This window comes from Actinomadura miaoliensis (assembly GCF_039536785.1).
GTDB lineage: Bacteria > Actinomycetota > Actinomycetes > Streptosporangiales > Streptosporangiaceae > Spirillospora > Spirillospora miaoliensis.
Genome location: NZ_BAAAZG010000056.1, coordinates 9,457 through 29,885, shown reverse-complemented (window position 1 = coordinate 29,885; position 20,429 = coordinate 9,457). Strand labels below are relative to the sequence as shown.

The following is a 20,429-nucleotide window of genomic DNA, read 5'->3' as shown; positions in this document are numbered from 1 at the left end:
GGCGGCCAACTGCTTGACGGCGGCGTCGATGTAGAGGCTGTTGAACAGCACAACAGCATTGAGCGCCTGGGCCTCCCCCTCAGGCGAGGAGGTCGGCGAGGTTCAGCGGGTGCCCCTTCACCTCGGCCAGCCACGGGTCGTGGATGTACTCGAAGGCGTAGGTGTCGGTGTCGAGCAGGCCGATGCTGCCCGGCATCACCTGCTGGGCGGGGTTGAGCGGGGTGGCGTCCCTGGCGAACCTCGGGTAGACGAGCTGGGACAGGGCGTAGGAGGTCGTCGCGCCGTAGTGGCGGGGCCCGTTCTCGTGGTGGTAGTGGCCGCTGACGTGCAGACGGGGCTGCAGGTGCTCGATGAGCCGGGTCATTTTCGCGGAGCCTTGGACGACACCGCGGTACTCGGACATGGCATAGGGCCCGTCGTGGGTGACCAGCACGTCCACGCTGCCGGGCTCGGCGGCCATCAGCGCGGCGTAGGCGTCCGGGTCGAAGTCCATCGATTCGCTCTCGATCAGCCCGAGGAAGGCCATGCGCCGTCCGGCGACCTGGACGACGCTTCCGCAGGCGACGTGCCGGAAGGCGCCGAGCGGATCGATCGGCGCGACCACGGGGGCGCCGGCCGCCTCGTGGACGGCGGCGAGCCAGTCGTGGTCCTCGTGGTTGCCGCTGACGAACTGGAACGCGGGGATCTCTTCGAGGGCCCGGCGGACGGCGGCGGCGAGGGACGGCGGCGGGTCGAGCAGGCGGAGGAGGTCGCCCTGGGCGGGGTCGCTCTCGGCGAGCCTGCGGCTGGACTCGTCCATGCGGTCCGGAGAGGGGAAGGCGCCCAGGTCCCCCACCTGGACGACGGCGTCGAGCCGCAGCCCGCGGCGCCTTTGCAGCATGACCGCCGCGCCGAGCGCATGCAGCACGCAGCCGTGCACGTCCCCGAAAAACGCGATCTTCATAGATCCCCCTTGCGCCGATTCCGTCGCCCTATCCGCCTCCGCCCCGTCACCTGCGGCATTCCGAAGATCAGGCGAGACGGTTCAGGCCGGTACTCGTTCAGGATGATGCACGCCGCCCGGACTTGTCGGCGAATTGCGCACTCACCCGACGATCTCCCCCGTCGCGCCGGGGACGCCCCGCTCCCGTGCGCGCGCACCCGACGCCGCACAGATCACAGCAATCCCTTTTGCGCGCGCCGTCATTCTGGAGCGACGTCGAACCGTCCTTACTTGTTCACCACCGGCTCCTTTGCTCATTACCAAGGATTTTCTGCGAGGGATCTGGCCGTGACAAGTACGTGCGGCTTATACGGCCCCCGAACGGCCGCACCTAGATCAACGCGCTGGCTGCGGAACCCGCCGTCCGAGTCCACGACCATGAGGCTCCGATCGTGCGTGAGCCCGGCCTCGGCCACCACGCGCGGGCCGTCAGCCGAACGTTGCCCGTTCGCAGGCCGACAGCGGCTTGTGACCGTGGAAGGAGTGGTAAAGGCAGGCGTGGATGGCCCGGCCGATGTGCCAGTCCTCCAGCGCCGACCAAAGCGGTTCGGCCCGCCAGAAGTCCAGAGGAACGCTCGGCGGGGCCAGGAATCGATCACGGTTTCCGGCCCGGCAGGGCGCGCACTCCTCATTGGGGTCGTCTCGGGCCAGGCGGCCGCCGCAAAAGCGGCAAAAACGGATGGCTGCTCGTCTGTCCATGCGTGCCGATCACCCTTCCGAATCGATCACTCCCGCACAGTTTAGGTGCCAGGTCAGCGCCTGTCCGCGCGGTTATGTCAGAAAGGAATGCCGATCACGGAGAGGCCGGGTGGTCCGGCCCATTGCCTGATCACACGCTGGTCACCCCCCGCCCCGAGGAACACGCGAACGGCGCCGGCAGGAGGGGGCTTGCCGGTCGCCTCATACGGAAGGGCCGACATGGTGGCGAGTGTCCCCCTGGACTCACGGGTCACGCGTCAGCCCTGCGATCAATCGCCCCGCACGCAGGGAATGGCGCCGATGAACGAGTGGCCGCACCGGAGGCAAGTCACGCTGGTCGCACTGCCGAACGCGTCGTATTGGGCACGGCGGCACACCGAGGCGATCCTGACCGAATGGCATGCGGGCGGGCTGGTGGCCAATGCCAATCTGGTCGTCACGGAACTGGTCACCAATGCCGTGAAGGCGACGGGAATTCTGGACGCGCAGGCGTACCGCGACTACACCGACTGCCCGCGATCGGTGCCGTACGCCAAGCTGATCGAGGTCGGTGTCATCCGGCTGCGCCTGTCGCACGCCTACCGGCACCTGCTCGTCGAGGTGTGGGACGGGTGTGACGCGCCGCCGGACGAACAGTTGCCCGACTTCGACTCCGAGGGCGGCCGGGGGCTGTTCATCGTCGGCGCCCTGTGCGAGCAGTGGGGGTGGTGCCCGGCGGAGGGCGGCGGGAAGGTCGTGTGGGCGGAGTTGAAGGCGCCGTGAGCGGGCGACCTGCCGTGTTCGACCGGCTGGTCCGGAATCGTCATGGCGCCTCGCGTCCGCTACGTGCGGCGGCAGGCGCGCATGTGGCAGGAGGTGCTCGCCGCCTACGGGCTGGAGGACCCGGGGGCCTCGACCGCCGCTCGTCGTGTCCGCGAGCGATACCCCGTCACGTCCAGGCTGCTGGACAGGCGGTGGTGAGTTGGGGCCGGGTGCCGTACTCGTCCTCTGGCACGATCCCCCGGCACTGCCGCCGGGCGGCATTCCCACGGAGGGCGTCCGCGACGAGCGAGGAGCCGACGGCGGTGACCTGCCGGGCGCGGACGGCGGGGCGGCAGTCGAGCAGCCGCGGTTCAGCCGTGATCGTGATGGCGGGCCGCTTCCGGCTTGAGCCCGAACGGGCCGCGCCGTAGGTGGCGCACATCCCGCAGCGTGGACGTCATGGACGGCGGTGCGCGTCCTGCCTGGTGCCGCAACGTGCCCCACAGATGACCGCCGCTGCGCATGCCGGGCAGGTCCTTGCTTCCAAGGGCGTGCTCCGGGGTCCGGGTTACCGCCGTCCGCCGAACTCCCAGGCGTGGATCTCGATGTCGGCGTACCGGTCCGGGGTCAGGACGGCGCGTGCCGTCTCCGGGTCCGGTGCCCGGACCAGCGCCGCCGTGCCCAGCCAGGCGGTGCCGTCGTCGGACAGCAGCGGCCCGTAGGCGATCAGATCGTCGCCGGGCGGCACCGCCAGGTCGGCGGCCTCCCCCGAGCCGAGGCCGAGCACCAGGTACCGGTCGCCGCCGGTCCGGCCGCCGGGAAAGTCCCACATCGTGCGCCCCAGCATGTTGCGCCACCGGCGCAGCAGCACGTCCCGGTACGCGCCGGCCTGGTAGCAGGGCTCGTCGAAGGCGAACGCGCGGGCGGCGGCGGGGTCCGGCAGGTCGACGATGTGCACGCTGCCCGTGAGCGTGTCGCCGTCGCCGCCGAAGGTCGGGCCGCGGGCGATCATCTCCTTGTCGAACCGGTCCATGTAGGCCCAGTGCGCTTCCAGCAGTTCGTGGCGCAGCGCCATCGAGCCCGGCCGGTCGCGGTGGTAGCAGAAGAACTCCATCGGCACAGTCTTCATCACCGCCCGGAGGAGACCCACGAGAGCCGCCCTGGAGACCGCCATCCTGCGCACTCTCCGCGGCGAGCCCGGCCCGTCGTGACTGCGGACGCGCTAGCCACGGCCCTGCGGGCGTGGTGGCGGCGGCTCCCAGCGGCGGGGGCGGCTGACACAATCGCCCCGTGTCCAGCCATACCTCCCTCCACATGCGCCAGATCCTGCGGCCGCAGGAGATCGGCGACGACCTGACCCGCGAACTGGTCGACTGCTGGGTGACCGTCAGCAACGCCGGTGGTGCCGTCGGCTTCCCGTTCCCGCCCGTCACCGCCGCCGAGGTCGCCCCGGCCGCCGAGCAGCTCATCGCCGGCCTGGACGCCGGGCGCAGCCGTCTGGTCCTGGCCGTGATCGACGGCGTCCTGGCCGGCTGGCTCAACATCCGCCGCGACCCCCACCCGCTGGTGGCGCACTGGGGGACCCTGCATCATGTCCAGTCCCACCCCGCCTACCGTGGCCGCGGTGTCGGGGCGGCGCTCATGCGTCACGCCCGCCAGGTGGCCCGGGACGAGATGGGCCTGGAACAGCTCCATCTCGCCGCCCGATCGGGCATGGGGCTGGAAGAGTTCTACGGCCGGCTCGGCTACAAGGAGATCGGCCGCCGCCAAGGCGCCTACCGGCTGGCCCCCGGCGACGACCGCGACGAGATCCTCATGGCCCTCGCCCCACTATGACCACGGGCCGGGGCCGGTCAGCCGACGTTGGTGTAGTAGGAGGCGGTGGCGAGGCGGCCTCCGCCGGTGAAGACCTCGGTGCCCGCCTGGACGCTGGTGAGGTACTTCGATGAGCTGAGGCCCCGGTTGGAGCGCAGGTGGTTCAGGAAGTCCCTGATGTTGAAGTTCGCGGACGTGGTGTTGGAGGTGCGGACGAACGAGTACACCTCCCAGCCGATGTTGCCCTGGTAGAGGTCCCAGGTGGCGCCCGCGAGGGAGACGGTCGCCACCTTGTTGCCCAGCGGGCCGGCGCCGCCCGCCCGGTACAGCCAGATCATGACCTCGTCGGTGGGGTTGTTGCTCCAGTCGGGGTTGGGGATGGTGTGCAGCCACAGGTCGTAGGCCACGTTGTAGGTGCCGGACGCGTTCGGCTGGAAGGTCCAGCCGGTGTTGACGTTGCGGTTCGCCGACAGCTGCACGGGCAGGCCGGTGCCGGACGTCTTCCAGCCCCAGTGCCAGCCCAGCACGGAACTGACGTACGACTTCACCGAGTTCTGCTGGCCCGTCCAGTTCCAGTTGGTGCTCCAGCCGATGGTGTTGCCCGACTGGTAGGAGTCCGAGACGCACTGCGTCCCCGACCCGGTGCCGGCGCCCCACAGGTTGTTGTTGAGCCAGTACTTGCCCATGGTGATGCTGCCGCCGGAGTCGCACGTGGTGGCGGCCGCGCCGACGGGACCGGTGGCCGGGTGCGCGGCGGGGGCGGCGACCAGGCCGAGAGTCGCCGTCAGGACGACGCTGGTCAGTGCCGAACGGATGCGCATGGCGGGGGGCTCCTTTCGTGAGGGCCTTTCGGGGGGGTGGGCCCTCACGCCCGTGGTCGTCCAGCGCACGCGCGAGGTTGCCGTCCGGGGCGTGTCAGCGGAATCTTTCACGCGGGAGGGGCCGTGGCCGCCGGAAGGCGGGGCCGGATGTACCTTCCGGCGGCCACGGGGCGGGGGGTGGCCGGGGATGAAAGTCAGGTGAGGTCGTAGACGTCGAGGCGGCCGCACATGCCCAGGCGGCGGTCGTCGGGGGCGGGGGCGGGGTGGTGGTGCAGTTCGGCGTCGCGGAGGTGGGTGAGGTCTCCCGTGCGCAGGGCGGCGAGGTGGTCGCCGGTGCGTTCGGCCGACGCCAGGGCGCCCGAGCGCCAGCGGCGTTCCCACTCGTCGAACCGGTCGGACTTGAGGCGGACGGCGGCGGTGTAGAAGTCGTCCAGGGCCGCCTGGTCGCCGGACTCGAACCGGCGGCGCAGGTCGAGGAACCCCTCGATGGCCAGGTCGCGGCGGCGCCGCGCCGACTCCTCGTTGGTGGCGTGCACGTGGGCGCCGTCGGCGAGCGCGGCGGCCCGGTCGTAGGCGGAGCGGTCGGCGAGCACATCGGCGGGAAAGGTGAACACCGCGTCGCCCGCCTCGGGCAGGCCGCTGTTCTGCATGACGACGACGATGCGCAGGTCGCCGTCGTTGACGGCCCGGTGGACGGTGCCGGGGGTGAACCACACGACGGTGCCGGGGGTCAGGGGCGTCTCGGTGAAACCCTTGTGGTTGAGGGTCTGCACGCGTCCGGCGCCGCCGACCACCACGTACGACTCGGCGCACGTCAGGTGGACGTGCGGGGAGCCGCCGCACAGCCCGTCCGCCGTGGGCCAGTCGTAGACGCTCAGCCCGGAGACCCCGACGCCGCCGGGGAAGGTGCTCACCATGTCTGTTCCTTCGCGTGTGCCTCGATGCGGTCGCGGTCCCATGCAGTGTCGGCGATCACGATCCGATGTGCGAGGTCCAGGGTGTCACCCGCGTCGAGGACCAATTCGTCGTGGAAGGCGAAGGACGGGTTGACGGCGGCGAACGGGCCGGACCGCACGAACCAGCGGGTGCGCGCCCCGGGCGGGTCCACGAACAGCAGCGTGGAGGCGCGGTCGACCTCGTCGTGCCGGCCGACGAAGGCCAGCCACGGGCCCGGTTCGCCCATCACCGCCTCGCCGCCCCGGCCGTCGGACGCGACGATCTCACCGCCGGTGAACGGGCGGGGGCCGCGCCAGAACAGCCCGGTGTATCCGGCCAGTTCGCGTCCGTTGGTGGTGGGGCTGCCGAAGGTGAGGGGGGCGTCGCGGACGTTGCGCAGGGAGGTGGTGAAGGTGAGCGTCCACGCGCCGTCGGCCACGTCGTGGACGGTCAACGTGCGGTTCTCGTCGATCCAGTGCCGACCGCTCTGGGTGTGCCAGGTGAGGCGTTCGGCGATGAGCACGCGGTCGCCGTCGGCGGCGATCTCGGTGAACTCCTCGTGCCGCATGGTGCCGACGTTGGGCAGGTCCACGTAGCCCTTGCCGCGGACGTAGCTGCCGCCGCCCCAGAAGTTCTCCCCCGACACGTGGGACGCGGTCATCTGGATGCCCTTGTGCCAGCGGTGGTCGTGGGGGCGGTACGCGGTGACCACGTCCCCGGCGAGGGTGCGCACCGGGTGCAGGTAGGGCTTGGGCCCCTCGAACGGGTCCATGTCGGGCCGGAAGACGTAGCGCAGGAGTTCCACGCCTCCGGCCAGGACGGACAGGGCGTCGGCCGAGTGCTCCAGTTTCACGACACCGCCTCCGCCGCGGCCTGGGGCGCCCAGCCCGGTACGTCGCCGTGCAGGTGGTGGTAGAAGGGGTCGTCGGGGGTGAGTTCGGCGCGGGTGACGGGGCGTGCGGTGAACGCCGACTTGTAGAGGCCGGTGACGAACTCCAGGGCCCGGCGGCCGCCGGGGCCGCTGGTGGGCGGGCGTTCGCCGCGTTCGTGGCAGTCGAGCAGGGCGCTGAGCTGGGCCAGGTGCGAGCTGGGGATCTCGGCGCCGGGGGCCGTCCAGGCGGCGGCGGTCTCGGCGGGCACGTGTGGGGCGGGGGTGTAGACCCAGTCGCCGTCCCCGTACCCGTACAGGTGCCGCAGTTCGACGCTGGCGTCGGTGAAGTCGAAGCGCAGGTAGCTCTCCTCGCGTGGCGACAGGACGCTGTTGAGTACCGTCGCCATGGCGCCCGACGCGAACCGCACCGAGGCCATGGACACGTCCTCGGTCTCCACGCGGCGGTCCAGGCGGCCGGCCATCGCGCGTATCTCGGCCCAGTCGCCGAGGAGCGCGAGCATGAGGTCCATCTGGTGGACGCCGTGGCCGAGGGTGGGGCCGCCGCCCTCGGTGTCCCACCGGCCGCGCCACGGGACGTCGAAGTAGTCCTGGTCGCGGTACCAGGTGGTGACGCACTGGGCGACGAGGGGGCGGCCCAGCGCGCCGACGTCGACGAGCGCGCCCAGCCGCCGCGCGCCCGAGCCGAACCGGTGCTGGTAGACGATGGCCGCGTACGGGCCGTCCGGCCCCTCCGCCGCCGTGATCGTGTCGTACTCGGCCAGCGACAGGCACGGCGGTTTCTCGCACAGCACCCACGCGCCGGCGCGCAGGCAGGTGATCACCTGGGCGGCGTGCGCGGCGGGCGGGGTGCAGATGTGCACGAGGTCGGGCCGGGTCTCCTCCAGCATGCGGTCGAGGTCGGTGTAGCCGGCGGGGATGTCTTGTTCGGCGCAGAAGGTGCCGACCTGGGCGGCGTCCACGTCCATGGCCGCGACGACCTCGGCGCGGCCGCGTTCGGCGCGCAGTGCGGGCATGTGGCAGATGCGCGCGATGCCGCCCGTCCCGACGATCGCGACCCTGACCCTGCGTCCGCCGCTCACCGGATCACCACGGTGGTGAGGGAGCGCGGGGCCAGGTCGACCGACAGGTGGCCGCCCTTGGCGGTGGCGACGTCGGCGGGGGTCAGCGAGCGGGCCGAGTCGGTGACGTAGCCGGCGGGGCGGCGGACGGCCTGGTCGAGGGCGAGGTCGGCGCGGGTGGCGGCGCCGGTGTTGAGGAGTTCCACCACGCGTGAGCCGTCGGCGTTGCGGAACGCGGTGATCTTCACCGCCGGGTCGGTCGCCGTGGCCCGGACCCGGTGCGCGCCGGGACGGACGAACCGGCTGTAGGCGGCCATCGCCCACAGCCGCTTGGACACCCGGTAGGAGTCGCCGGGGTCGGCGAGCTGGATGAACGCCCGGGTCGCGCCGAGCGAGGCGCCGAGCCAGTACACGTAGCCGTTGCCGTTGCCGCTGGTCAGGGTGTGGTGGATGTCCTCGGCGACGGTCATGCCGTCATAGCCGCTGCCGTCGTCCCAGTTCTCGTTCCAGGTTCCGCCGTTGGGCGACCACTCCGACATCCAGGTGCGCTTCGTGGTGGGCATCGGCTCGTCGGCCGCGCTGGAGTAGCGGTGGCCGGTGTACGTGCTGATCCACCTGCGCGCCTGCGGGTCGGCCTCGATCGCCTTGGTGTAGTCGATCTGCCCCATCCATCCGGTGTGCTCGCAGCAGATCACGCCGAGCCCGGCCTTCCTGGCGATCGGGCCGAGGATCTTGGTGAACTCGACCGCCTGGGCGGGGGTGAACCGCATGGACGCGTAGGTGGCCGTGTAGTCGGGCTCGTTGGTGAAGGCCAGGTCGCTGATGCGAATGCCTTCACGCTTGTAGAACCTGGCGTACTGGACGAGGTAGTTCGCGTACGCCGTGCGCCAGTCGCCGCTGGCGCAGTCGGTCCCGGACAGGCCGCACAGGGCGCCGCCGTTGGCGTCGTCGCCGTTGTCCTTCATGTAGGCGGGGGCGCTCCAGGCGTTGGCGTAGAACCGCTTCACGCCGTACTTGGCGGCCTCCTTGGCGAGCCACACCTGCCCGCCGTCGTCGCCGTCCCACACGTACCTGGGCGGCGCGTCGGGACCGCCGGGGTCGACCGGCTGGATCGACTTCATGTGATCGTAGACGTCGTCGGCCGACGAGCCGATGCCCAGCCGCAGGATCGACAGGCCGGCGCCCTTGTCCTTGCTGAGCAGCAGGTCCAGCACCTCGCGGCTCTTGGTCGGCGACAGGCCGCGGGCGCCGCGTATCAGGGACGCCCGCTGGAACGCCTGGGAGATGCCGAACCCGTCGATCGGCTGCAGCCGCGCCGAGAAGCGGACGCTGCCGGTGGTGTCGGCGGCGCGGGCGGGGACGGCGGTCAGGGCGCCCAGGCAGGCGGCGGCCGTGACCAGGGTGACGATCCGGCGCGCACGCCCGGTCGGGAGGCGCCCGCCGGGCATGGCGGCCGGGTCCGTTGGCTTGGCCATCGTGGTTCAGCCTTTCGTCGCGCCGGCGGTCAGACCGCCGATCAGCTGGCGTTCGGCAACGGCGTAGAAGGCCAGCGCGGGCGCCATGGCGAGCACCACGTAGGCCAGGATGCGGGCGGTGTCCTGGGCGTACTGCCCCTTGAACTGCTGGACGCCGACGGGGATCGTCCACCAGTCCTGCTCGGTGAACACCAGCAGCGGGAGGAAGAAGTTGTTCCAGCTCGTCACGATCGCCAGCACCGAGACGGTGGCGAGCGCGGGCCGGGCCATCGGCAGCAGGATCCGCCAGAAGAACCCGAACGCGGTGCAGCCGTCGATGATGGCGGCCTCCTCCAGCTCCCCGGGCACGTTCCGGAAGAAGCCGCGCAGAATGATGATCGTCATCGGCAGGCCGAAGGCGGCCTGCGGCAGGATCACGCCGAGCGGGTTGTCCAGCAGCCCGAAGGTGCGCAGCATGATGAACAGCGGCAGGATCGCCACCGCGAACGGGAACATCAGCCCGATCGTGAACAGCGTGAACACCAGTTCCCGGCCGCGGAAGGCGAAGCGCGCGAACACGTACGCCGCCAGCGCCGACGCCGCGACGGTCACCAGCGCCGTGGCCAGCGCGATCACCGTGCTGTTGAAGATCTGCCGCCAGAACGACCCGGAGGCCAGCAGCCCGGTGTAGTTCGCGGTGACCCATTCCCTGGGCAGGCCGAACGGGTTGCTCGACAGCTCACTGGTGTTCTTGAAGCCCGACACCAGCCCGTACAGCAGCGGGACGACGATCATCGCCCCGACCACCCAGATGATCGCGTGCATGGACAGCCCGCGCAGCCGGGACCACAGCCGGGGGGCGCGGGACGGGGCGGTCGGGGTCATCGGCGGCCTCGCATGCTGGTGACGGCGCCCTCCAGGTCGCGGCGCAGGACGTAGCGCTGGTAGAAGAGGGCGAAGACGAAGCTGATCAGGAACATCACGACGCTGATCGCGCTGGCGTAGCCGACCTGGTAGCGCTTGAAGCCGAACTGGAACATCGTCACCGCCATGGTCTCCGAGGAGTGCACCGGCCCGCCCGCGGTGATCACCCAGACCAGGTCGAACAGCTGGATCGCGCCGATCACCGACAGGAACACGCTGATCCGGATGGTGGGGCCGAGCAGCGGCAGGGTGACGTGCCGGAACCGCTGCCAGGCGCCCGCGCCGTCGATCGAGGCGGCCTCCAGCACGTCCTTGGGGATGCTCTGCAGGCCCGCGAGGTACAGGATCATGTGGAAGCCGAAGTACTTCCACGTCATCACCAGGAACACGGTGAACAGCACGGTGGAGGACGAGGCGAACCAGGTGATGCCGAGGCCGCCCAGCCCGACCGCGTCCATGATGTGGTCGGCCAGCCCGGTGTCCGGGGAGAAGATCATGGTGAACAGCACACCCGTGATCACCTCCGACAGGACGTAGGGCGCGAAGAACAGCAGCCGGTAGAACGCCCGGCCGCGCAGCCGCTGGTTGAGCAGCACGGCCATGGACAGCGCGAACGGCAGCTGGACGCAGATCGACAGCGCGATGAGGACGAAGCCGCGCCACAGGTCGCCGAGGAACACCTCGTCCTGGAACAGCTTGGTGAAGTTCTCCAGGCCGACGAACTCGTCCGGCCAGCCGAACCCGCCCCAGCGGAACAGGCTGGTGTAGAGGGCGAAGACGATCGGCACCATGACCAGCGCGGCGAACAGCGCCAGCGCGGGCAGCAGGAACGCCGTGATCGTCGCCCGCTCGCGCAGGCGCCGCCGGTCGCGCCGGACGCGGCGGTGCCGGGCGGGCAGCGCCGCCGCGTCCTGGCCGGGCGGGGACTTGCGGACCGATACGGCCATCGGCTCGCTCACTGCCCCTTGGCGGCCTGGGTGACGGCCTGTGCGACCTGCTCGGGCGTGGCCTTGCCGGCGATGAGGGCGGCGACCTGGTCGTTGACCTCCTGCCCGACGGCGGGCGGGAAGGCCTGGTCGAAGAACTGCTGGAAGCCGGTCGCCTTGTTCAGCGTCTCCCACACCGTGCGCAGGTTGGGGTCCTTCAGCGCGGTCTCGGCGCCCTTGGTGATCGGCAGGTAGCCGCCGGAGGCGACGCGCTTGCGGTCGTTCTCGACCGAGGCGAAGAACTTCAGGAAGTCGATGGCGGTGTCGGACCCGTCGCGGCCGACGGCGTTGCCGCCCCCGCCGCCGAACACCTCGGTCACCGCGCCGCTGCCGCCCTCCACGGCGGGGAACGGGAAGAAGCCGAGGTCGTCGCCGAGGCCCTTGCCCATGTCCTTCTGCACGCTGGGCGCCCACTGGCCCATCAGCTCCATGGCCGTCTTGCCGTTGGCCATGTGCGCGGCCTGCCCGTCGGTCGACGGGTAGCTGGCGCCGAGGAAGCCGGTCTGGAACGGCTGCAGGTCCACCAGTTCCTTCAGGTGCCGTCCGGCCTGCACGAACGGGTCGCTCCCGAAGTCGTTGGTCTTGGCGGCCTGCTGTACGGCGGCCACTCCCCCGACGCGGATGGCCAGGTAGGCCCAGTAGTAGTGGCCGGGCCACTTCTCCTTGCCGGCCAGCGCGATCGGGGCCACGCCGGCCGCCTTGAGCTTGCGGACGGCCTCCAGGAACTCGGCCCAGGTGGCGGGGGGCGCCTCGATCTTGGCCTTCTCGAAGTGCGCCTTGTTGTACCAGAACCCCACCATGCCGACGTCGTAGGGAATGGCGTAGGTCTTGCCGTCGAACTGGTACGCCTGCCGCGCGACCGGCGACAGGTTGTTGATCCAGGGCGCCACGTCGTCGGTGATGTCCCGCACCAGCCCCGCGTCGACCTGCTGCTTGAGCACGCCGCCGCCCCAGGTGTGGAAGATGTCGGGCAGCTTCCCGGAGGCGGTCTGCGCGGTCATCTTCGACTTGTAGGCGTCGTTCTCCATCGAGTTCTGCTTGATGGTCACGCCCTGGTGAGCGGCCTGGTACTCCTTCACGGCCTGCGGCCACAGCGTCCTGCCGGGATCGGTGGTGGCGATGTTCCACCACTCGATGGTCTTGTCGGACGAGCCGCCGGAGCCGCCGCCGCAGGCGCTGAGGAGGGGGGCGGACAGTCCGGCCAGTCCGGCTGCGGCCAGGAACGTGCGGCGCGAGAGGGGTGCGGTGCCCATCGGAGTCCTCCTGGGCTCGGGGTGGGTTGGGGGTGTCGTCAGGGGATCGAGACGGACGGATCGAGACGGACGGATCGGCGGGTCGCCGCCGGCCGCTTTCGAAACTTTTCGAAATGCTGCGGAAGGTGGTGTTGCCGAGGAACTCTAAGAAAGCCCCTTCTTATGGTCAAGACCTCATTCCGGCGCAAGGGAAAGGCGGGCAAATGGGGCTATCCGGCCCCGAAAGATTGCGATACTGTTCGCAATCGTCCATCGGGGAGGAGCGTCCATGTCCGACCAGCCGTCCCGTCCCACCCTCGCGCTGATCGCGTCGGAGGCCGGGGTGTCCCCCGCCACGGTCTCCAAGGTGCTCAACGGCCGCACCGACGTGGCCCCGGCGACCCGCGAGCGGGTCGAGGAGCTGCTGCGCTCGCACAACTACGCCGGGCCGGGCGGCGGGCGGCGCGCCCGCCGGTCCGGGCTGATCGACCTGGTGCTGGCCGGGCTGGACAGCCCGTGGGCGGTGGAGATCCTGCGCGGTGTGGAGGCCGAGTGCGCCGAGCGCGGCATCGGCGTGGTGGTCTCCCTGGTCCGCGAGGACGACGCCCGCCCGCCGAGCTGGCAGAACCTGCCCGCGCTGCACCACAGCGACGGGGTGATCCTGGTGACCTCCCGGATGACCCGCCAGCAGCGCCGCCAGCTCGAACGCGCCGGGGTCGGGCTGGTGCTGGTCGACCCGGTCAACCTGCCCGACGCCGACATCGCCAGCGTCGGCGCCACCAACTGGGCGGGCGGCCTGGCCGCGACCGAGCACCTGCTGGAGCTCGGCCACCGCCGGATCGCGATGATCGGCGGCCCGGCCGACATGCTGTGCACCCAGGCCCGGGTGGACGGCTACCGCACCGCGCTGGAACGCGCGGGCGTCGCGGTCGACCGGCAGCTGATCCGCTACGGCGACTTCCGGCACCGCGGCGGCTTCGCCCGCACCCGCGAGCTGCTGGCGCTGCCGGACCGGCCGACCGCCATCTTCGCGGGCAGCGACGAGCAGGCCATGGGCGCCTACGAGGCCGCCCGCCAGGCCGGGCTGCGCGTGCCCGAGGACCTCAGCGTGGTCGGTTTCGACGACCTGCCGACGTGCGAGTGGATGTCGCCGCCGCTGACCACCGTCCGCCAGCCGCTGGAGGAGATGGGCCGCACCGCCGCCAGCAAGCTGCTGCAGCTGCTGGACGGCCGCCCGCTGCTCAGCCCGCGCGTGGAGCTGGCCACGGAGCTGCGCGTGCGGCACTCCACCGCCCCGCCCCCGACCGCCTGACCGCGCAGTCCGGATCCGGCCATCCGCCCGCCGCCTCCGCGGCTCCCGTCCCTGCCCGTCCGACGCGTTCGACCGCCGCCGTTCGAGCGCTCCTCCCCTGCCGCCCGCCCCCGACCGCCGCAGCCCGCCCCGTCCCGCCGTGTCGCGCCCGCGGGCGCCGGCGCGCCCCTGCATTCCTGGAGGACTCATGACCGAAGCGCTGCCGCAGCACGCGCCCGTGGCCAGCCCCCCGTGGCGCGACCCCCGGCTGCCGGTCGCCGAACGCGTCGCCGACCTGCTGGGCCGGATGACCGTGGAGGAGAAGGCCGGTCAGCTCGGCTCGTTCTGGGCGCTGCCCGCCGAGCCCGGGGAGCCGGTGTCGCCGCGCGAGGACGAGGCCGACGAGCCCATGCCCGGCGACCGGGCCCTGACGCTGGACGAGCAGGCCCGCTGGGGCCTGGGGCACCTGACCCGGGTGTTCGGCACCGCCCCGGTCGCCCCGGCCGAGGGCGCCGCCCGGCTGCGCGAGCTGCAGCGCGTGGTCGTCTCCGCCAACCGGTTCGGGCTGCCCGCCATCGCGCACGAGGAGTGCCTGACCGGCTTCATGACCTGGCAGGCCACCGTGTTCCCCAGCCCGCCGGCGTGGGGCGCGAGCTTCGACCCCGGGCTGGTCGGCGAGATGGCCGCCGCCATCGCTGCGTCCATGCGGCGCGTCGGCGTCCACCAGGGGTTCGCGCCGGTGCTGGACGTGGTGCGCGACGCCCGCTGGGGCCGGACGGAGGAGTGCATCGGCGAGGACCCGTATCTCGTCGGCACCCTCGGCACCGCCTACGTCAAGGGCCTGGAGAGCGGCGGCGTCGTCGCCACGCTCAAGCACTTCGCCGGGTACTCGGCGTCGCGGGACGCGCGCAACATGGCGCCGACCGCCGCCGGGCCGCGCGAGGTCGCCGACGTGCTGCTGGAACCGTTCGTCATGGCGCTGCGGGAGGGCCGGCCCCGGTCGGTCATGCCCTCCTACACCGATATCGACGGGGTTCCCGCGTCGGGCAGCGAATGGCTGCTGACCCGGTTGCTGCGCGAGGAGCTCGGTTTCACCGGCGTGGTGGTGTCCGACTACTTCGCGGTCTCGTTCCTGCAGTCGCGGCACGGGGTGGCCGGGTCCCGGAAGGAGGCGGCGGCGCGCGCGCTGGCGGCCGGCATCGACGTGGAGCTGCCGTCGGTGCGCTGCTACGGCGAGCCGCTGGTGGAGGCGGTGCGCAAGGGCGAGATCCCCGAGGAGCTGCTCGACCGGGCCGCGTCGCGCGTCCTCACGCTCAAGGCGGAGCTCGGCCTGCTGGACGGGCCCGGTGACGGTGAGCCCGCGGACGGGGCGCCGGTCTTCGTCCCGGCCGCGGACGGGGCGCCGGTGTTCGACCCGCCCGCGCACCGCGAGCTGGCGCGGCGGCTGGCCGAGGAGTCGGTCGTCCTGCTGGCCGACGACGGGACGCTGCCGCTGCGCCCGGACGCGCGGGTCGCCCTGGTCGGGCCGCTGGCCGACGAGCGGTACGGGATGATGGGCTGCTACGCCTTCCCCAACCACGTCGGCCGGTCGGACCCGGACCTGCCGCTGGGCGTGGAGTTCCCGACGCTGGCCGACGCGCTGCGCGGCGAGTTCGCCGAGCTGCGGGTCGTGCCGGGCGGCGACGTGCTGGGGGCCGACGACACCGAGATCGCCGCCGCCGTCGCCGCCGCGCGGGATGCCGAGGTGTGCGTGCTGGCGCTCGGCGACCGGGCCGGGCTGTTCGGGCGCGGCACCTCCGGCGAGGGCTGCGACGTCGAGACGCTGGCGCTGCCGGGCCGTCAGGCCGAGCTCGCCGAAGCCGTCCTGGCCACGGGAACGCCCACCGTCGTGGTGTTGCTGTCGGGACGCCCGTACGCGCTGGGCGCCGTCGCGGAACGTGCGGCGGCGGTCGTGCAGGCGTTCTTCCCCGGGGAGGAGGGCGGCGCGGCCCTGGCTGCGGTCCTGACCGGGCGCGCCGAGCCCCGGGGGCGGCTCCCGGTGAGCATGCCGCGCAGGCCGTACGGCGCCCCGGTGGTGTACCTGCGCTCCCGCCTGGACTCCCCGCACCAGTGGAGCACGGTGGACTCCACGCCGCTGTTCCCGTTCGGGCACGGGCTGAGCTGGACGACGTTCGCCTACGAGGAGCTGGCCGTCGACCCCGTGGCGGCGACCGACGGGTCGGTACGGGTGAGCGCGGTGGTCCGCAACGTGGGGGAACGGGCCGGCACGGAGGTCGTCCAGCTCTACCTGGCCGACCCGGTGTCGTCCGTGGTCCGGCCCACGCGCTGGCTGGCCGGATGGGCGAAGACGCGCATCGAACCGGGGCGGGCCGTACGGGTGGAGTTCACGGTGCACGCCGACCGCACCTCGTTCACCGGGTGCGACCTGACGCGCGTCGTGGAGCCGGGAGTCGTGGAGGTGCTGGTGGGGCGGTCCAGTGAGGACCTTCCGCTGCGGGGCTCGTTCACCCTGGAGGGGCCGCGGCGCGTGCTCGGCGCCGATCGCGTGATGGCCGTCCCGGTGGAGGTGACCCCCCTGTGAGCGCGCCGAAGAGGTTTCGCAACCCGATCCTGCCGGGGATGAACCCCGACCCGTCGATCTGCCGCGTGGGCGGCGACTTCTACCTGGTGACGTCCACGTTCGAGTGGTTTCCCGGCCTTCCGGTGTTCCACAGCCGCGACCTGGTGCACTGGCGGCAGCTCGGGCACGTCCTGGACCGGCCGTCGCAGCTCTACCTGGACGGCATCCGGCCCTCGGCCGGGCTGTACGCGCCGACGATCCGCCACCACGACGGCACGTTCTACGTGGTGTGCACGCTCGTCGACGGGCTGGGCCACTTCGTGGTGACCGCGACCGACCCGGCCGGGCCGTGGTCGGAGCCCACCTGGCTGGAGGGCAAGGGGATCGACCCGTCGCTGTTCTTCGACGACGACGGACGGGTGTGGTTCACCGAGACCCGGCCGAAGACGACCGGGGAGCTCAACGACGAGTGCCAGATCCTGCTGCGGGAGTTCGACACCGCCGCGCTGCGGACGACCGGTCCCGAGCACGTGATCTGGGAGGGCGCGGTCAGGCAGGCGATCTGGCCGGAGGCGCCCCACCTCTACAAGGTCGACGGCCGGTACGTGCTGGTGACGGCCGAGGGCGGCACCTTCCACGACCACGCGGTGGTGGTCGCCCGCTCCGACGCCGTCACCGGCCCCTACGAGGGGAACCCGCGCAACCCCGTGCTGACGCACCGGCACCTCGGCCGGGACCACCCGATCGTGGGGACGGGCCATGCCGACTTGGTCGACACCCCCGACGGGGAATGGTGGATGGTGCTGCTGGCCTGGCGTCCCTACGGGGGCTACTACTGCAACCTGGGCCGCGAGACGTTCCTGACGCCCGTCCGCTGGGAGGACGGCTGGCCCGTGGCGGGGCCGGTGGAGGCCGTCCACGCCGCGCCGTCGCTCCCCGAGCACCGCTGGCCCGCCGCCCCGGCATGCGACCACTTCGACGCCCCGGACCTGGCGCCGTACTGGAACATGCTGCGCACCCCGCGCGAACAGTGGTGGAGCCTGACCGACCGTCCCGGGCACCTGCGGTTGCGGCTGCGCCGCCACACTTTGGCCGATCTGGCCAATCCGTCGTTCGTCGGACGGCGGCAGCAGCACATGGACTTCGCCGCGTACGCGGCCATGGAGTTCACGCCTGAGCACGAAGGGGACCAGGCGGGGCTCGCGCTCGTGCTCAACCACGAGTTCCATGTGGTCCTGGCGTCCACCGCGCAGGGGCTGCGGCTCGTGCGCCGCGAGCAGGGCCGGGACACGGTGCTGGCCGAGCACACCTCCGTCCCGCACCGGCTCTGGCTGGGGTTCGAGGCGCACGGGCAGGAGTACCAGGCGCGCTTCGCCACCCGGCCCGGGGCCTGGGAGCCCCTCGGCGAACCGTTCGACGGGCGGTTCCTCAACACCCAGACGGCGGGCGGGTTCACCGGCGTCTACGTCGGCATGTTCGCGTCCGGCCCCGCCCCCGAACGGTTCGCCGACTTCGACTGGTTCGAGTACTCGCCCCTCGACGGCGAGCCCTGAGCGGCCTTTCCTGTGGTCGCCGGGCGGTCGCCCGGCGACCTGCGGGATCGCGCGGCGGCCGGGTGAAAGTTGCCGCCCGGCGGGCGCTTTCCTTGACCGTGTCGAAACGCTTCGACCACCCTCCGGGGGCAACCGCGTCACGAGGAGGCCCCCGATGCGAGGAGACCGTCGCAAACCCCGCAGACCCCGCCGCACGGTGACACTGCTGGCCGCGCTCGCGCTGAGCGCCGCGCCGCTGGCCGTCCCCGCCCCCGCCGTCGCCCTCCCCGCGACGGCCGCCGCCGAGACCTACACGTGGCGGAACGTGCAGATCGCGGGCGGCGGGTTCGTCCCGGGGATCGTCTTCAGCCGCAAGGAGCGCAACCTGATCTACGCCCGGACCGACATCGGCGGCGCCTACCGCTGGGACCAGTCGGCCCGGCGCTGGATCCCGCTGCTGGACTGGGTCGGCTGGGACCGGTGGGGCTACAACGGCGTGGTCAGCCTGGCCGCCGACCCCGTGGACGCCCGCCGCGTCTACGTCGCCGCCGGGATGTACACCAACGGCTGGGACCCCGAGAACGGCGCCGTGCTGCGCTCGTCCGACCGGGGCAACACCTGGCAGGTCACGCGACTGCCGTTCAAGCTCGGCGGCAACATGCCCGGACGCGGCATGGGCGAACGGCTCGTCGTCGACCCCAACGACAACCGCGTGCTCTACCTCGGCGCCCCCGAGGGCAACGGGCTGTGGCGCAGCACCGACCGGGGCGTGACCTGGTCGAAGGTGTCGAGCTTCCCCAACCCCGGCAACTACAGCGACGACCCGTCCGACCCCAACGGGTACGGCAGCCACCGGCCCGGCGTGGTGTGGGTGACGTTCGACGAGAGCACCGGCACGTCCGGCAGCCCCACCCGCACCATCTACGCCGGCGTGGCCGACAAGGACAACACCGTCTACCGCAGCACCGACGCGGGCGCCACCTGGCAGCGCGTCCCCGGGCAGCCGACCGGCTACATCGCGCACAAGGGCGTGCTGGACGCGGCCGGCCACGCCCTCTACATCGCCACGTCCGACACCGCGGGCCCCTACAGCGGCGGCAAGGGCGACGTGTGGAAGCTCGACACCCGGACGTCGGCGTGGACCCGCATCAGCCCCGTCCCGTCGACCAGTTCGGACGCCTACTTCGGCTACAGCGGCCTGACCGTCGACCGGCAGCGCCCCGGCACCCTCATGGTCGCCACGCAGATCTCCTGGTGGCCGGACGTCATCTTCTTCCGCAGCACCGACGGCGGCCAGACCTGGACGCGGATCTGGGACTGGACGAGCTACCCCAACCGCAGCTTCCGCTACCGGATGGACATCTCGTCCGTGCCGTGGCTGACGTTCGGCACCAACCCGTCGCCGCCCGAGGTCACGCCGAAGCTCGGCTGGATGACCGAGTCGGTGGAGATCGACCCGTTCAACTCGAACCGGATGATGTACGGGACGGGCGCCACCGTCTACGGCACCGAGGACCTGACCCAGTGGGACTCCGGCGGCCAGTTCACCATCCGGCCCATGGTGGCGGGGCTGGAGGAGACCGCCGTCCTGGACCTGGCCAGCCCGCCGTCCGGGGCCCCGCTGGTCAGCGCCCTGGGCGACATCGGCGGCTTCCGGCACGACAACCTGGGCACCGTCCCGACGACGATGTTCGTGCGGCCGTCGTTCACCAGCACCACCAGCCTGGACTACGCCGAGAACAACCCGTCGGTGATGGTGCGGGCGGGCAACTTCACCGACTCCGAGCGGCCGAACGACTCCCATGTCGCCTTCTCCACCGACGGCGGCGCGAACTGGTGGCAGGCCTCGGAGCCCGGTGGGATCAACAACGGCGGCACGGTCGCGGCGGCCGCCGACGGCAGCCGGTTCGTGTGGGCGCCGGGCGACAGCGGCCAGCCGGTGGTGTACTCGGTCGGGTTCGGCAACTCGTGGTCGCAGTCGTCGGGCGTGCCCGCCAACGCGACGGTCGAGTCTGACCGCGTCAACCCGCGGAAGTTCTACGCGTTCTCGGGCGGCCGCTTCTACGTGAGCACCAACGGCGGCCAGTCGTTCACCGCCACCGCCGCGTCCGGGCTGCCCTCGTCGGCGAAGTTCAAGGCCGTCCCCGGCCGCGAAGGCGACATCTGGCTGGCGGGTGACGGCGGTCTGTTCCACTCCACCGACTCGGGCGCCTCGTTCACCAAGGTCTCGGCGGTCACCAAGGCCGTGAACGTCGGCTTCGGCAAGGCCGCGCCCGGCCGCTCCTACCAGGCCCTGTACCTGGTCGGGACGGTCGGCGGCGTCACGGGCGTCTTCCGCTCCGACGACACCGGCGCGACCTGGGTCCGCGTCAACGACGACCAGCACCAGTACGGGAACATGGGCGAGGCCCTGACCGGCGACCCGCGCGTCTACGGCCGCGTCTACCTGGGCACCAACGGCCGCGGCATCGTCTACGGCGACACCTCCGGCTGATCCACGGCGGCC

General features: G+C 71.9%; 18 protein-coding genes. 7 read left to right on the top strand and 11 right to left on the bottom strand.

The features are described from left to right. Positions 1-79: 79 nt before the first annotated feature. Positions 80-943 (bottom strand): metallophosphoesterase family protein, encoded by an 864-nt coding sequence (locus ABD811_RS35455; RefSeq protein WP_344956508.1) that lies wholly within the window; start codon positions 941-943, stop codon positions 80-82. Between the two features lie 468 nt (positions 944-1,411). Continuing rightward, positions 1,412-1,681 (bottom strand): hypothetical protein, encoded by a 270-nt coding sequence (locus ABD811_RS35450; protein ID WP_344956506.1) that lies wholly within the window; start codon positions 1,679-1,681, stop codon positions 1,412-1,414. A 300-nt stretch (positions 1,682-1,981) separates the two neighbouring features. On the opposite strand from ABD811_RS35450, the gene ABD811_RS35445 reads away from it, so the two are divergent. Together ABD811_RS35445 and ABD811_RS35440 are read left to right on the top strand one after the other, a co-directional pair. Beyond that, on the top strand, positions 1,982-2,443 hold the full coding sequence (locus ABD811_RS35445; RefSeq protein ID WP_344956504.1) for an ATP-binding protein: 462 nt from the start codon (positions 1,982-1,984) through the stop codon (positions 2,441-2,443). 42 nt (positions 2,444-2,485) lie between these two features. Then, positions 2,486-2,641, top strand: a complete 156-nt coding sequence (locus ABD811_RS35440) for a hypothetical protein (protein ID WP_344956502.1) — start codon at positions 2,486-2,488, stop codon at positions 2,639-2,641. Between the two features lie 349 nt (positions 2,642-2,990). Here the strand turns inward: ABD811_RS35440 and ABD811_RS35435 are convergent, their stop codons facing one another. After that, entirely contained in the window at positions 2,991-3,551 is a 561-nt protein-coding gene (locus ABD811_RS35435; RefSeq protein ID WP_344956570.1) for a YciI family protein, read from the bottom strand. A 161-nt stretch (positions 3,552-3,712) separates the two neighbouring features. On the opposite strand from ABD811_RS35435, the gene ABD811_RS35430 reads away from it, so the two are divergent. After that, positions 3,713-4,258, top strand: coding sequence for a GNAT family N-acetyltransferase (locus tag ABD811_RS35430; protein WP_344956501.1), 546 nt, complete (start codon positions 3,713-3,715; stop codon positions 4,256-4,258). A gap of 17 nt (positions 4,259-4,275) precedes the next feature. On the opposite strand, the gene ABD811_RS35425 is transcribed toward ABD811_RS35430, so the two are convergent. The 8 genes from ABD811_RS35425 to ABD811_RS35390 all read right to left on the bottom strand — a co-directional run bounded on the left by ABD811_RS35425 (position 4,276) and on the right by ABD811_RS35390 (position 12,561). Then, positions 4,276-5,058, bottom strand: a complete 783-nt coding sequence (locus tag ABD811_RS35425) for a GH12 family glycosyl hydrolase domain-containing protein (RefSeq protein ID WP_344956500.1) — start codon at positions 5,056-5,058, stop codon at positions 4,276-4,278. 194 nt (positions 5,059-5,252) lie between these two features. Next, complete coding sequence (locus tag ABD811_RS35420; protein ID WP_344956499.1) at positions 5,253-5,975, bottom strand: cupin domain-containing protein; 723 nt, start codon at positions 5,973-5,975, stop codon at positions 5,253-5,255. After that, complete coding sequence (locus ABD811_RS35415) at positions 5,969-6,847, bottom strand: DUF6807 domain-containing protein (RefSeq protein ID WP_344956498.1); 879 nt, start codon at positions 6,845-6,847, stop codon at positions 5,969-5,971. The genes ABD811_RS35420 and ABD811_RS35415 overlap by 7 nt, the downstream gene beginning before the upstream one ends. Then, positions 6,844-7,965, bottom strand: a complete 1,122-nt coding sequence (locus ABD811_RS35410) for a Gfo/Idh/MocA family protein (protein ID WP_344956497.1) — start codon at positions 7,963-7,965, stop codon at positions 6,844-6,846. The genes ABD811_RS35415 and ABD811_RS35410 overlap by 4 nt, the downstream gene beginning before the upstream one ends. Continuing rightward, complete coding sequence (locus ABD811_RS35405) at positions 7,962-9,419, bottom strand: glycoside hydrolase family 30 protein (RefSeq protein WP_344956496.1); 1,458 nt, start codon at positions 9,417-9,419, stop codon at positions 7,962-7,964. Before ABD811_RS35405 ends, ABD811_RS35410 begins: the two co-directional genes overlap by 4 nt. 6 nt (positions 9,420-9,425) lie before the next feature. After that, positions 9,426-10,283 carry a carbohydrate ABC transporter permease gene (locus ABD811_RS35400; protein WP_344956495.1) on the bottom strand — a complete coding sequence of 286 codons (858 nt, stop codon included), beginning with the start codon at positions 10,281-10,283 and terminating at the stop codon, positions 9,426-9,428. Continuing rightward, positions 10,280-11,269, bottom strand: coding sequence for a carbohydrate ABC transporter permease (locus tag ABD811_RS35395; RefSeq protein ID WP_344956494.1), 990 nt, complete (start codon positions 11,267-11,269; stop codon positions 10,280-10,282). The genes ABD811_RS35400 and ABD811_RS35395 overlap by 4 nt, the downstream gene beginning before the upstream one ends. Positions 11,270-11,277: 8 nt before the next feature. Then, positions 11,278-12,561, bottom strand: coding sequence for an extracellular solute-binding protein (locus tag ABD811_RS35390; protein WP_344956493.1), 1,284 nt, complete (start codon positions 12,559-12,561; stop codon positions 11,278-11,280). Positions 12,562-12,829: 268 nt separating this feature from the next. Between ABD811_RS35390 and ABD811_RS35385 the strand changes: the two genes are divergently transcribed. The 4 genes from ABD811_RS35385 (at position 12,830) to ABD811_RS35370 (ending at position 20,417) form a co-directional block, all read left to right on the top strand. Continuing rightward, positions 12,830-13,852: a LacI family DNA-binding transcriptional regulator gene (locus tag ABD811_RS35385; protein WP_344956492.1), complete on the top strand. Its 1,023-nt coding sequence runs from the start codon at positions 12,830-12,832 to the stop codon at positions 13,850-13,852. Positions 13,853-14,039: 187 nt separating this feature from the next. Then, entirely contained in the window at positions 14,040-16,412 is a 2,373-nt protein-coding gene (locus ABD811_RS35380; RefSeq protein ID WP_344956491.1) for a beta-glucosidase family protein, read from the top strand. Beyond that, complete coding sequence (locus ABD811_RS35375) at positions 16,409-17,944, top strand: glycoside hydrolase family 43 protein (protein WP_344956490.1); 1,536 nt, start codon at positions 16,409-16,411, stop codon at positions 17,942-17,944. The genes ABD811_RS35380 and ABD811_RS35375 overlap by 4 nt, the downstream gene beginning before the upstream one ends. A 154-nt stretch (positions 17,945-18,098) precedes the next feature. After that, positions 18,099-20,417 carry a WD40/YVTN/BNR-like repeat-containing protein gene (locus ABD811_RS35370; RefSeq protein WP_344956489.1) on the top strand — a complete coding sequence of 773 codons (2,319 nt, stop codon included), beginning with the start codon at positions 18,099-18,101 and terminating at the stop codon, positions 20,415-20,417. Positions 20,418-20,429 lie beyond the last annotated feature (12 nt).

Coding starts and splice junctions, on each gene's coding strand:
- ABD811_RS35455 (WP_344956508.1), bottom strand. CDS start 943: ATGAAGATCGCGTTTTTCGGGGACGTGCACGGCTGCGTGCTGCATGCG.
- ABD811_RS35450 (WP_344956506.1), bottom strand. CDS start 1,681: ATGGACAGACGAGCAGCCATCCGTTTTTGCCGCTTTTGCGGCGGCCGC.
- ABD811_RS35445 (WP_344956504.1), top strand. CDS start 1,982: ATGAACGAGTGGCCGCACCGGAGGCAAGTCACGCTGGTCGCACTGCCG.
- ABD811_RS35440 (WP_344956502.1), top strand. CDS start 2,486: ATGGCGCCTCGCGTCCGCTACGTGCGGCGGCAGGCGCGCATGTGGCAG.
- ABD811_RS35435 (WP_344956570.1), bottom strand. CDS start 3,551: ATGAAGACTGTGCCGATGGAGTTCTTCTGCTACCACCGCGACCGGCCG.
- ABD811_RS35425 (WP_344956500.1), bottom strand. CDS start 5,058: ATGCGCATCCGTTCGGCACTGACCAGCGTCGTCCTGACGGCGACTCTC.
- ABD811_RS35420 (WP_344956499.1), bottom strand. CDS start 5,975: ATGGTGAGCACCTTCCCCGGCGGCGTCGGGGTCTCCGGGCTGAGCGTC.
- ABD811_RS35405 (WP_344956496.1), bottom strand. CDS start 9,419: ATGGCCAAGCCAACGGACCCGGCCGCCATGCCCGGCGGGCGCCTCCCG.
- ABD811_RS35400 (WP_344956495.1), bottom strand. CDS start 10,283: ATGACCCCGACCGCCCCGTCCCGCGCCCCCCGGCTGTGGTCCCGGCTG.
- ABD811_RS35395 (WP_344956494.1), bottom strand. CDS start 11,269: ATGGCCGTATCGGTCCGCAAGTCCCCGCCCGGCCAGGACGCGGCGGCG.
- ABD811_RS35390 (WP_344956493.1), bottom strand. CDS start 12,561: ATGGGCACCGCACCCCTCTCGCGCCGCACGTTCCTGGCCGCAGCCGGA.
- ABD811_RS35385 (WP_344956492.1), top strand. CDS start 12,830: ATGTCCGACCAGCCGTCCCGTCCCACCCTCGCGCTGATCGCGTCGGAG.
- ABD811_RS35380 (WP_344956491.1), top strand. CDS start 14,040: ATGACCGAAGCGCTGCCGCAGCACGCGCCCGTGGCCAGCCCCCCGTGG.
- ABD811_RS35370 (WP_344956489.1), top strand. CDS start 18,099: ATGCGAGGAGACCGTCGCAAACCCCGCAGACCCCGCCGCACGGTGACA.